The sequence below is a fragment of the Paraburkholderia sejongensis genome (genome assembly GCF_020880815.1).
GTDB lineage: Bacteria > Pseudomonadota > Gammaproteobacteria > Burkholderiales > Burkholderiaceae > Paraburkholderia > Paraburkholderia sejongensis.
Map to the genome: position 1 here is coordinate 19,987 of NZ_JAJITD010000033.1, position 10,734 is coordinate 30,720.

The following is a 10,734-nucleotide window of genomic DNA, read 5'->3' on the forward strand; positions in this document are numbered from 1 at the left end:
AAATGAACTAATTCGCCGATCGCCCGGTGTCCAGCTGGACAGCGATACTGATCGTCCTCCCCGATATAGACGAAGTCCGCTTGATCCAACCGACCGTCGGCCTCGGCACTGGATGTCAATGAGTTTGGCACCGTTGCAGCAATGCCAGCGTCAACGCACGCCGTGATCTCCGGCGCACCAAAGTACCCACGATGTCAGTGCCTTGATCTTCTTCTTTCTTGCCGGAATATTTTAGCGATTGCAGCGAGCAGGCGTTACGGCCATGCGGCAGGATGCGCGGCGGCGCAGACGTGTCATGCGATCAGGTTGCCGGACGCGAAACTCTGGTTCGACGGACCGGTGGAGACTTTTCATAGGCCTTCAGTTGCCCCTGTAACAACGCGACCTGCTGAGCTAGCGCATCACGTTCGCGTCGCAGATCACTAGCTTCCTGTGTGACGCGATCAAGCAGCTTCTCATGCCGCCCGGCGAGGCGACTCTGTTCAGCGGCGTCTGCCGATATCCGATGAGCGTCGCCGACAAGTTGCTCATTGCGCGCCCGGATCTCGGAGAGCGCCGCCTCGGCCCGGCGTTGCGCATCACGTGCCTCCTCGGTCTGCAGCATGACGCGTTTCTGGATGCCCTCAAGCCGGGCCGTCGCCTGATCGACCTCCGCCCGCAAGGCCGCTTCATGCTCTGCGTGGGTGGCGCGCAATGTGTCGAGCTCCTGGCGATGGGCGGATCGCATGTCGTGCAGCGCCTGTTCCGACTGCGTGCGGACAGCGTCCCGTTCGGCTGCGGATGTTTCAGCCAGCCGGAGCGCGGCGTCACGGCCGCCCTGAACCTGCGCGAGTTCCGCAAGCACAGCGGCAAGTCGCGCCTGCTGGTCGTCAAACTGGCCGCGAACGGTGCGAAGTTCGCCCTGAAGTTCTGCGTGGGCAGTCTCGAGGGTCCCGGCGCGGGCGAGGGCGGCGACCGCGTCCGCTTCGAGTTCATCGCCACGCTGCGCAAAGACGCGTTCGCCCTGCTCGACCGCGAGCGCCCACACCGACAGCATCGCACTGGCGACCGCCGGCGGCAGGGCTGCGGCGAGCGCATCGTTGCGCGTCTGCTCGTCCTTCCAGAGCTTCAGTTCGTCATTGATGGTGGTGCGGCTGCCCTGGCGGATTTCCGCATAGATCAGGTCGACGGTGAGCTCATGCGCGGGCCGGCCCGAGGCGACCAGCTGCGCGGCGGCTTCCCGGGTGCGGATGCGGGTATCGCTGATACGGCTCATGGGCGGATTTCACCATGAAAAGTGGGTGAGGAGGGCGCGTCGTCAAACCACCATAGCCGTATATTGCCGTATAACGTTATATCTGTAACGATATCCGAACAAAATTTGTGATAACGCCCATAATCGCAAGTTCTTTATCGTGTACGCTGCGCAAAGCCTCATTCAAAACGCGCCACACCATGAATCTGCCCACCATCGCCCCTGAATCGCCGGAACCGGTGCTCTCGATCGCGCTGCCCGCAGCCCTCGACGGGCGCGACGGCATCAACCGCGCACGCGGGGGGCATCGGCAGATCGCCGCTGACAGCGACGTCGAGGCGGTGCGCCTGTGGCTCGCGGAATATGCCGGCTCGCCGCACACGCTGCGCAGCTATCGCAAGGAAGCGGTACGTCTGCTGCTGTGGGCCACCCAGACGCTGGGCAAGCCGCTCTCGAGCCTCACGCGCGAGGACTTTCTGCTGTACGAGCAGTTTCTCGCGGCACCGATCGGCGACTGGGCCGATCCGGCCCGGCCGCGACGCGGGGGCGCCCGCCGGCTGTTCGACGGGCCGCTGTCCGAACGCAGCCGGCATCAGGCACTCGGCATTGTCTCGGGGCTGCTGTCCTATCTGGTCAGCGCCGGCTACCTCGCCGGCAATCCGCTGGCATTGCGTCGCCGGACGGGCGCGGCGGCAAGACGCACGCGCCGGGTCGAGCGGTATCTGGATCACGCTCTGTGGGATCACGTGGTGGCCAGCGTCGAGCAGTGGCCCCGGCTCACCGTGCGCGATCACCAGCACTATGAGCGCAGCCGATGGTTGATACGCCTGCTATACCACACGGGGCTACGCGTGTCGGAGGCTGCCAATGCGAAGGCAGCGGACTTCTATCAACGTCGCGGGAAATGGTGGCTGCACGTGGTCGGCAAAGGCGGCGCAGACGGAGAGGTGCCCGTGGGCGCGGCACTGATGGCAGACCTCGCTCGGTACCGGGCTTTTCATCGGCTGCCCCCAACCCCGTCGGGGGACGAGTCCACGCCCGCAGTCATGACCGTCGCGGGCGACCCGACCAAACACCTGACGCCGGCCGCGGTCTATCTGATCGTCAAGGAAGTGTTCCGACGGGCAGCCGACGCGCGCGCGACGAACGATCCAGCGGGGGCCGCCAAGCTGCGACGTGCGTCGACTCACTGGCTCCGTCATAGCGCGGCGACACATCAGGCGGACGCCGGTACCGACCTGCGCTTCGTCCAGAAGAACATGCGTCACGCATCGATCCAGACAACCGGGATCTATCTCCATGCCGAGGATGACCGGCGTCATAGCGATACCGTGCACGAATCGGACCCATCCCCGCAACACACAAACATAATGTGAGAGAATCGTCGCGAAATTTAGAATCAAAATATAAGCCGGGGTCAACATGGCGAATGAGAGCGTCGATTTCTGTTTCGACAGGTCCAGAGCAAGGGCCGACGATAATCTGCTGTTCCCTCCCATTCGGGTGATCAATGGAATGCAGCTGTGCCAGCTGCGTACCCCGCCTGCGATTGCGGTAGTGGTGCCATTGGGCGCAGCCGGCAATCGGCCCGGGCCCCGGAATGCATCGCCAGCGCTGCTGTCCTGCTACAGCGCTCCACCAGGTTCTCTGCGTTTCCACCCGAGGGGCACGCACGGGATGCGTTGAGCATCTCTGTGTAAGCCGCGCGCACGGTGAGCAGGAGCGAATACACAATGAAGCAGACGAGTGTCAGTGCTTTCAATGCCGGGCCATCGGTGCTCGGGTATCTCTACCAGGTACGTCTCGCGCTGGTATGGGCAGTTAGGAGAAGCCGGACTACGGACTTCGTTGTCAAGATCGAAGCGCTCGATGACGTGAGTTTTCACGCCGACGGTGATCCTGTTGCGGTGCTGCAAACGAAACATGCATTGAATACCGCTGCGAGCCTTGGAGACCTAAGCGCTGAGCTCTGGAAAACCCTGCGCGTGTGGCTGGTCGGCTCTTCGTCCGGCGAGATCCCGAACGCTGTTGCGCATTTCCTGATCACGACCTCCGCAGTCTCCGAAGGAACGGCATGTGAGGCACTCTCCTGCGACGCGGCGAAGCGCGACATCGAAACTGCCGCGAAGCTCTTGAAGCATGCTGCTTCAACGTCAACGAACGAAGAGCTTTCCGAGGTCTTCAAGGCGTATCTCGATCTGGAAGACAGCGCGAGAAAGGCACTCCTCGAGAACGTTTTCGTGGTGCCCGAGCAGCCGAACGTTGACGAAATCACTGATCAGCTGCAGTCAGAGCTTTACCACGTCTCACTCCATCACCAGAAAGTCGCCGTCCAGATGGTCGAGGGCTGGTGGCTGCGCCGTGTGGTCCACGGACTCGCAAGTGCAGGCGGCGGCATCAGTCGTGCGGAAATAGATGCGCAGATTCAGGAGATACAGGAGTCTTTAAAGCCTGATTCTTTACCGATTGACCACGAGATCGATGCGCTGATGGTCGCGCTCGACTCCTTGCCAGAGTTTGCTCACTATCCCTTCTACAAGCAGGTCGAACTGGTCGGTGGCAGCAAATCCCGCATCCACAATGCGGTAACAAGTTACTGGCAGGCGTTCCGACAGAGATCTCTCTGGACCCGTGACGATCTGCTTTTCGACACTGATTTGAAGCAATACGAGACGCGACTGATTCGCGAGTGGGAGCTTATCCGCGGGCAAGTTTGTGATGAACTGGAAGAGACTGCGGGCGAAAAGGAGATGATGAAGGCTGGTCGGGCGATTTTAAAGTGGGCGGAAGACGGACTGGTGCCTATCAAGGAAGGCGTCAGCGTTCCCTGGGTGTGTCGCGGGTCACTGCATATGCTTGCCGACGAGAGACGGCTTGGCTGGCATCCCGATTTTGCGGGGCGTCTTGAAGCGATTCTCGACCTGCGTGTTGAGGGCTCCACATGATGACGTCATGGCATGAACGAACGATTGAGCAGCGCAATCTCCTAAATCCCGCATTCTGTGCGGTTGTCCTGTGGCACATTGCACTCGGATACAGGGATGAGGCGCGCTCGACGCAATCAGGTGAAACGGGTTTGCCGCTGGACCTGTCGTTTGTTGGGGCAAGCCTCGTGCTTCGTGGCCGGACGCGTTCGCAGCTACCCGGCACAATCCGGACTTCACTCATTGCCTGGCTTCAGGATCACCCGCTTGAGCGATCTGCGATCGCAAGAGGCGTCGGGATACTGCGCCCCTACGTGCGGGAAGCAATCATCTTCGGCGTTCATCACGGGGCGCTGACGACTGCCGGGCCGAGCCTGGCTCCGATGGACAGCGCAAAAACGAAAATGACGGCCTATGTGAAACACTCAGGGCCTGACGTGCTGGATTGCGCCCGCCGGGGCCAGTTTGTAGGCCGCTGGCTGCAAAAAAACGGTACTTCCGCTACCACTCTGGCGCTTCTGGGACTTCAGCCATGATTCAGATACGAGCGATCGTCGCGTATAGCCATGACGGCCGTCACCGGGTTCTACCTTTGGAACCCGGAAAAGTAAACATCATTTCCGGCGACTCACGCACGGGTAAATCCGCAATCCTCGGCGTGATCGACTATTGTTTTGGCTCGTCCGAGCTCGATGTTCCGGAGGGAATCATCAGGCGGGGCGCCGCGTGGTTTGGTCTGCTGCTGCAGACAACGCACGGGCAGGCATTCGTCGCCCGCAAACTACCGGCCGGGAATGGCAAATCGAGTGAGACAGTTTTCATCAAGATCGGTCAATCGCTCGATATTCCACACGCCTCCGAACTTCGACAGACTACGAATTCCGACGGGTTGTCAGCGATGCTGGCGTCCTGGGTGGGTATAACTGAATATCTGCACGAGCCGCCAGCGGGACACTCACGTCCGCCGCTGTCCGCGACCTTTAATCACGCGCTCACGTTCTGCTTCCAGTCCCAGAACGAGATCGGCCAGAAAGCTGTCCTGTTTCATGGTGCCAGCGACCGTTTCGTCGCCCAGGCGATCAAGGACACGTTGCCGTACTTTCTTGGAGCGGTGACTGATGAATACATCCAGAATCAGCAACGGCTGAAACAGGTCCGCGCCGAAATCCGGCAACTTGAAAAGCGGCTGGCCGAAGCATCCGCAATCGTCGGCGACGGCGTGAGCCGTGCCGACACCTTGCTGGCTGAGGCAAAATCGGTCGGGCTGACCGACCTCGCGGATGGGGCATCGTGGGCGGAGAAAGTGGAAGTCCTGAAACGGGTACAGAACTCTCCGATCGCTCGGCCTGTTGTAGAAGGGGGCGAACAGGCCGAATTTCTTCGACTGACCCAGGAGCGCACCGAGTTACTGCAGGCGCAACGCGGTATCCAGGTCGCAATAGACCGGGCTCGCGCATTTGAAGGCAACTCCCGCGGATTCGCAAAAGAAGCCGCAGAGCACGTCGCGCGACTGGACGCAGTTTCCGTTTTTGAACCGTCAGTTCAGGATCATGCGTGCCCACTGTGCCTTCAGGACCTTCCTGCCGCGTCGGCAGCGCCGTCAATTGGCGAGCTGCGTATGGCAAAGGAAACTATCGGAGAGCGCGGTGGTGCGATGGATTCGGCGACGCCACGCATTGAATCCGCGATCGTTGAGATTGAACAAAAACTCATCCTGAACCGTCGCGAGCTTGAGAAAAATCGCGAGTTACTCAACTCCATCAAGCGATCAAGTCAGCGACTACAACTTGCGTCAGATACCGAAGCGCGACGGGCACTGGTAGTCGGCCGTATCAGCCTGTATGTCGAGAACATCCCTGAAATGCCCGACGTAAGTGCACAACGCAACACGCTCGCAAAGCTCAGACAGCAGGAGCTGGAGCTTTACGAAGCCGTTAGTGCTGACGCTATCCAGGAGCAGCTGGAGTCGTGTCTGTCCAACGTCAACCGTAGTCTCTCCGACTACGCTGAGCGTGTCGAGCTCGAATACTCGGATAGTCCGCTGCGCCTCGACCCGAGGGCGCTGACCATTGTTGCAGACACCCCGAATCGGCCGATCCCGATGCGAGAAATTGGCAGCGGAGAAAATCACGTCGGTTATCACATCGTTGCGCACCTTGCCTTGCACAAATGGTTCGCGGAACGGAAACGTCCCGTCCCTTCATTTCTTCTGCTCGATCAGCTTTCTCAGGCGCATTTCTCTCCAGATACCGAACAGCGCACATACCTCGATCCCGCCAAGATCGATACCGACCGGAAGGCCGTCAAGGCGCTTTACAAGCTGATATTCGATGTGATTGAAGAAGAGGAGGGTAACTTCCAGATTATCATCACTGAACACCCGGACTTCAGCGACGACCCACGGTTTCAGGCAGATGTGCGTGAGCGTTGGCGCAACGGTGTGAAGCTGATTCCGCAAGATTGGCCACAATCTAGCTAGCCTTTCAGGTCAACTTCGCGCGACGGTCGGACCGCCTCTTGCATTTTGTTCGTCTGCCCCAGACGACGCGCGGCTCTTCGGCTCCTCTGGACAGTCGAGATTCTTGAGATGGGCCTGACTCAGTTTTTCATACAGGATGCGCGACAGCGTTCGGCGATAGTGAAAGGGCGCGCTCCATGCTTTCCCAGAGCGCAACTGAGGCCTTCTTAAGTGTAAAAGTTCGATCGCGCTGAAAGACATAATAGACGTAGAGGGATCATGTACGTTCGTCGAATTACCGCCTGCAATTTCCGAACTTTCGGTGCGGAGGCGGAAGGAAAAAACCTCAACCTGGTTTTGAACCGGGGCCTCAATGTCCTTGTCGGTGAGAATGATGCCGGCAAGAGCAGCATCGTTGATGCGCTGCGATATGCCCTGTCCACGACTAGCAATGACTATCTGCGCATCGAGGACCTTGATTTCCACGTGTCCAACAATACTCGAGCCGATGAACTGACCATCGAGGTTGAGTTTGCAGACCTATCCAGAGACCAGAAAGCAGCACTGATTGATTGGCTCAGCATTGGACGCGATAAAGAACCTTATCTCGTCGTCCACCTCCGCGCTCGCCGACGGACTGATGCCGTCGGGAGCCGCAATCTTCAACCGATAGTGCGCACTCATTCGGGCCTCGGCGGCAACGGACCGGAAATTGGGGCGGCTGCCCGAGAGCTGATCCGAGCCACCTATCTGAAGCCATTGCGAGATGCCGTATCCGAGTTGCGTCCAAAGAAAGGCTCAAGGCTTTCTCAGGTGCTCCGGGCCCAGACGGCCATTAAAGATCACCAGGTCAACAATTTCGACTCAAAGAACCCCGACGCCCCTCCGAACACGCTCGTCGAGGTCATGGCCCAGGCGCAGCACCGTATCAGTGGATTCCCCGTCATCAAAGATGTCAGAAACAGGCTAAACACGAACTACCTCAATGAGTTGAGCTTCGAAGATGCGCCCCTGCAGTCTGAAATCCAGATGGCGTCTGAGCCATCTCTCGTGCAATTGCTGGAGAAGATGGAACTCACCCTTGGGGCACCTCCCTCCGTTGGCGATGCAGAGGCATGCGAGCGCGGTCTGGGCTACAACAATGTGCTGTTTATGGCAGCCGAGTTGCTTTTGCTTGGCTCGGGCATGGAGTTGGCCCTCCTTCTCATCGAAGAGCCGGAGGCGCATCTTCACCCACAGCTTCAGGCCCGGGTGTTGGAGATGCTTTCTGCCAGGGCTGTCAAAGATGGCATCCAAATTCTCCTGAGCACTCACAGCCCAAATATCGCGGCCAGTGCGGCGGTGGAGAGCATCATTCTGGTGTGCAAGGGCAGTACTTTCCCATTGCGCAAGAGTGAAACAAAGCTTGACGACAGCGATTACAAATTTCTATCCAGATTCCTGGATGTAACCAAAGCTAACCTTTTCTTCGCGCGAGGTGTCCTGATCGTCGAAGGACCCGCAGAAGAACTCCTGCTGCCAGCACTTGCCGAGGCCTGTGGTCGCTCATTCACGGCAAACGGCATCTCCGTTGTGAATGTCGGTTCGGTTGGGTTGTTCCGGTATGCCCGAATCTTTCAGAGCGCAACGGGTGTGGATGCGCCGATTCCCGTGGCATGCGTAACTGACCGCGATATTGTTCCGGATGGTGTCAGCTATATTCAAGGACGGTTGGACAAGGAAAAGGCGGCTGTTCCTGTGCCCAAGGGGCGAAAGAGGCACAGCAATCGAAAAGAGGCCGACTTTACACCAGAGGAAGCGGCGGCTCACGTCAAAACGCGCGTGGATAGGGCGGCAGGCGGCAACACGAAGGTGTTCGTTTCGGACAGATGGACCCTGGAGTATGACCTCTTGATCTCGGGATGCAGGAATGCGATGTTTATTGGAATCCACCTCGCCGACGCAGAAGATTCGAACGGAATACTGAAAGCCGACGTACGCGCCCAAACTAAACAGAAAGCAACCGAATTTCTCGCAGAACAAGATCAGGCACTTGTCGGGAACGAATTGATAGCAATCGATGCATACGAGCTGCTCGCAGATGGCCTGTCGAAAGCGATTTCCGCACAATATACGGCCGAGTTGATCAGAGAGGGGCATTGCGGCAAGGGCGATGAGCTTTTCAAAAAGCTTCCACCGTATTTAATGAATGCGTTCAACCATCTTGTGCCTCACGTGGAGCCACACTGATGCCAGTACAGCTGAGTAACGAGGATCTGAAGCAGTTGAAGGAATGGTTTCCTCTCCTGTCGTTTGATCGCGATGATCAGATCAACGCATTACTTCACATGGATTCGGCGGACTTTCAAGCCGTTCCAGGAAGTGGAAAGACTACCTTGCTTGGGGCAAAACTCGCCTTGATCGCGAGAAAATGGCCATATGCAAATCGCGGAATTTGCATTCTCACACACACTAACGTGGCTACGCAGGAAATCGAGCAACGGCTTCGAAAAATTCCAAATGGCGAAGAACTTCTAGGTTATCCCCATTACATTGGAACGATCCAGACTTTCATCAATAAGTACTTTGCAATTCCTTGGCTCAGGGAAAGCCAAATTGAGCTCAAGGAGATTGATGACGAAGCATACGCAGATAGAATTCTTGGCTTGGCGAAGAAAACCGAAGATATCAAGGGCTGGCTTTTCCAAAAAGGATTTCTGGATGAAAGGTCGAAATCGGTTCGAGGGATTCGATACAGTGGCCCCGAATTGACCCTGACGACAAGCGGGCGGACGCCCCTGCCTGCGAAAGGAAAAACTATAACCGCCCTTAAGCTGATAAAAAGCCGACTGACGCGGGAAGGTTGGCTCCGGTACGACGATATGTTTGCGTTTGCGGAACGCGCAATGCAATATGTTCCGACTCTCGCTGACACCATTGCTCACCGTTTTCCGCTTGTCTTCATGGATGAAATGCAGGACACCAGTGACTTGCAACTGGATGTGCTCTGCAAGGCATTCTTTGGAGACACCATCATTCAGCGCTTTGGAGATATCAATCAATCGATCCTGAATCGTGGCGATGGCACTCACATGCACGCGTTCCCGAAAAAAGAGTTCTTTGAGGTATCTTCCAGCTTGCGTTTCGGGCGCCAGATTGCGGATGTAGCCAATCGGTTGAAATTGGTGGGCGGAAACATGGAAGGGCATGGAGGTGAAGCCATTGCGCAGCCTGCGCTCATTCTCTATTCGGACGCAACAATACAGAGTGTAGTTCATCGATTCGGCGTGTGGACAGCTGAGCATTTCACATCCGAAGAGTTGGCATCGCGGCCCATCAAGGCAGTCTGCGGCGTCAAGCGTGAAGGCAATGCCAAACAGCAGGTGGGCAGGCACATAAAGGACTATGTTCCGAGCTTTGTGATTGATGCAAGCCGCCCAGCAGGTGCTAGAGCAACGATTTGCAGGCTAGTCCGTGATGCTGGAGCGAGCGAAGATATCGGTCGGACGACAATTGCGAGAACTAGCACCGCGCGCCTCGCGGTGCTGAAGCTGCTGGGACATTACGGGCGTCCGGATGTTCGCGGCGTTACCAGCTGGAACCAGTTACGGCGGATTCTCCAGCAAGACTCGCACTCCCTGCAGGCTGCGAACCGTGTAGTGCTCGATATCGTCGAAGGTGTGTACGGTACTGAAACGGAAGATCAATGGATCGCCTCTCGCAATAGGCTACTGTTGGCCCTCGAGAATCTCATTGAGGTCGATGTACCAGCACAGGACATCGCCATCATGAAATTTGAGATCGACACAGGAGCTTCGATCGCCGCACAGCCAGGAGGAGTAAATACTCTGCGCATTGATGCATGCGGAAAGTCATTTGACATGCAGTTGTCTACAATTGCTGGTGTTAAGGGAGAAACACATCTAGCTACGCTGGTGCTCGAGTCATGTGTGAACAAGCAGTATGATCTCAGTGAGCTGATTCCCTATCTTCTGAAACAAGAGGATGCGAACCAGGTGGAGTAGCCCCTTGATTCTCAGGACACGTGGCACCCCTTAAAATAAGAGGGAGTCTTGTGACTAGTTTCAAGCCTAGGCAAATCGTGGAAAGCATTGAAGTTCTGACAGAGCCGGAGCGCC

Annotated in this window: 7 protein-coding genes and 1 pseudogene; 6 read left to right on the plus strand and 2 right to left on the minus strand. The window is 57.4% G+C overall.

Annotated features, from left to right (window positions below; all coding sequences use genetic code 11):
- Window positions 1-17: 17 nt before the first annotated feature.
- Together LJ656_RS35220 and LJ656_RS34085 are read right to left on the minus strand one after the other, a co-directional pair.
- Window positions 18-216: pseudogene (locus LJ656_RS35220) on the minus strand (IS5/IS1182 family transposase); the annotation flags it as partial.
- A gap of 85 nt (window positions 217-301) precedes the next feature.
- The gene (locus LJ656_RS34085; protein WP_230513833.1) at window positions 302-1,255 is read right to left on the minus strand and encodes a coiled-coil domain-containing protein; all 954 of its coding nucleotides are present in this window, start codon (window positions 1,253-1,255) and stop codon (window positions 302-304) included.
- Window positions 1,256-1,434: 179 nt separating this feature from the next.
- Between LJ656_RS34085 and LJ656_RS34090 the strand changes: the two genes are divergently transcribed.
- From LJ656_RS34090 to LJ656_RS34115, 6 genes are all read left to right on the plus strand, one after another.
- Window positions 1,435-2,610 (plus strand): tyrosine-type recombinase/integrase, encoded by a 1,176-nt coding sequence (locus LJ656_RS34090; protein WP_230513834.1) that lies wholly within the window; start codon window positions 1,435-1,437, stop codon window positions 2,608-2,610.
- A gap of 357 nt (window positions 2,611-2,967) precedes the next feature.
- Window positions 2,968-4,179, plus strand: coding sequence for an ABC-three component system protein (locus LJ656_RS34095; RefSeq protein WP_230513835.1), 1,212 nt, complete (start codon window positions 2,968-2,970; stop codon window positions 4,177-4,179).
- Complete coding sequence (locus LJ656_RS34100; RefSeq protein ID WP_230513836.1) at window positions 4,176-4,694, plus strand: three component ABC system middle component; 519 nt, start codon at window positions 4,176-4,178, stop codon at window positions 4,692-4,694. The genes LJ656_RS34095 and LJ656_RS34100 overlap by 4 nt, the downstream gene beginning before the upstream one ends.
- Window positions 4,691-6,637: a DUF3732 domain-containing protein gene (locus tag LJ656_RS34105; RefSeq protein ID WP_230513837.1), complete on the plus strand. Its 1,947-nt coding sequence runs from the start codon at window positions 4,691-4,693 to the stop codon at window positions 6,635-6,637. Before LJ656_RS34100 ends, LJ656_RS34105 begins: the two co-directional genes overlap by 4 nt.
- A 258-nt stretch (window positions 6,638-6,895) precedes the next feature.
- Complete coding sequence (locus tag LJ656_RS34110; RefSeq protein ID WP_230513838.1) at window positions 6,896-8,845, plus strand: ATP-dependent nuclease; 1,950 nt, start codon at window positions 6,896-6,898, stop codon at window positions 8,843-8,845.
- The gene (locus tag LJ656_RS34115; protein ID WP_230513839.1) at window positions 8,845-10,620 is read left to right on the plus strand and encodes a UvrD-helicase domain-containing protein; all 1,776 of its coding nucleotides are present in this window, start codon (window positions 8,845-8,847) and stop codon (window positions 10,618-10,620) included. Before LJ656_RS34110 ends, LJ656_RS34115 begins: the two co-directional genes overlap by 1 nt.
- Window positions 10,621-10,734: the final 114 nt, after the last annotated feature.

Excerpts from the sequence above, each read along its gene's own strand:
- LJ656_RS34115 (WP_230513839.1), top strand. The coding sequence starts at position 8,845 with ATGCCAGTACAGCTGAGTAACGAGGATCTGAAGCAGTTGAAGGAATGG.
- LJ656_RS34090 (WP_230513834.1), top strand. The coding sequence starts at position 1,435 with ATGAATCTGCCCACCATCGCCCCTGAATCGCCGGAACCGGTGCTCTCG.
- LJ656_RS34085 (WP_230513833.1), bottom strand. The coding sequence starts at position 1,255 with ATGAGCCGTATCAGCGATACCCGCATCCGCACCCGGGAAGCCGCCGCG.
- LJ656_RS34095 (WP_230513835.1), top strand. The coding sequence starts at position 2,968 with ATGAAGCAGACGAGTGTCAGTGCTTTCAATGCCGGGCCATCGGTGCTC.
- LJ656_RS34100 (WP_230513836.1), top strand. The coding sequence starts at position 4,176 with ATGATGACGTCATGGCATGAACGAACGATTGAGCAGCGCAATCTCCTA.
- LJ656_RS34105 (WP_230513837.1), top strand. The coding sequence starts at position 4,691 with ATGATTCAGATACGAGCGATCGTCGCGTATAGCCATGACGGCCGTCAC.
- LJ656_RS34110 (WP_230513838.1), top strand. The coding sequence starts at position 6,896 with ATGTACGTTCGTCGAATTACCGCCTGCAATTTCCGAACTTTCGGTGCG.